Source organism: Streptococcus penaeicida, assembly GCF_002887775.1.
Classification (GTDB): domain Bacteria; phylum Bacillota; class Bacilli; order Lactobacillales; family Streptococcaceae; genus Streptococcus; species Streptococcus penaeicida.
The window spans coordinates 1-870 of the sequence record NZ_LOCM01000013.1 but is presented as its reverse complement, the minus strand read 5'-3'; the positions used below and the strand labels follow the sequence as shown (position 1 = coordinate 870).

The following is an 870-nucleotide window of genomic DNA, read 5'->3' as shown; positions in this document are numbered from 1 at the left end:
TACCAACTGGAGTCTCTATCCACTGACCTGATCGATACATGTTTACTGCATTTAATTTAAAATTATAATTATATTTCATACAAAAACCCCTTTCACTGGATTAGTCCATTAAAAGGGGTACATATCAGCCTTTTAAGAGGCATGGGGGTTTTTTGATAACAAAGTTAAACTAAGCATAAGCACTACAAATTTTATTGTATTTTCAATCTTCCAAGGATAAAAACAGCAGCGTACTCTATATAAGGATTCCTTCTAAATGGTCTAGTTCGTGTTGACAAATTTGTGCAGGTAAACCACTAAAGGTTAAGGATTTACGGCGCCAATTATGATCATGATATTCTACTTTTATTTCAGAAAATCGTTTTGTTGGACGACTTCCGGTCAAAGATAAGCAGGATTCTTCGGTTAGATAAGGCTCTTTTTGGCTAACCACTTTAGGATTAAACATGACTAAATCAACAAAACCCATTGAAACCACAATAATTCGTTTCGATTCCCCGATCATATTGGCTGCCATACCCAAACAATTTTCACGATGAAAGGCTAGAGTGTCCAATAAATCTGTACCGATTTGAATATCTTCTTTAGTCGCATCTTTAGCAACTTGTTGTAAAAATAATGGGTCCTTAACTATTTTGCGAATCACAATCCTTCTCCTTAAATTCAATTGCTATTATTATATCAGAATATCTTATAAAATCATAACCACCCGTCTAACGGGTGGTTTGAACAAGGGCTATAAGCCAGAATACAAGCCAGCGTCTAAAGGCGCTGGCTTTCACTTTGTTCAAGCCTTATTGCTCTTGACTCGTCACTTGCCTCTCAAAGAGGCCTTTGTATTACTTGCCACTATCCCTAAAGGGATCTTCA

Annotated in this window: 1 protein-coding gene; it reads right to left on the bottom strand. The window is 36.4% G+C overall.

All coding sequences use genetic code 11. From position 1 onward, the window contains the following. Positions 1-235: 235 nt before the first annotated feature. Complete coding sequence (locus AT575_RS02845) at positions 236-646, bottom strand: peptide deformylase (protein ID WP_102777067.1); 411 nt, start codon at positions 644-646, stop codon at positions 236-238. Between the last annotated feature and the right edge of the window lie 224 nt (positions 647-870).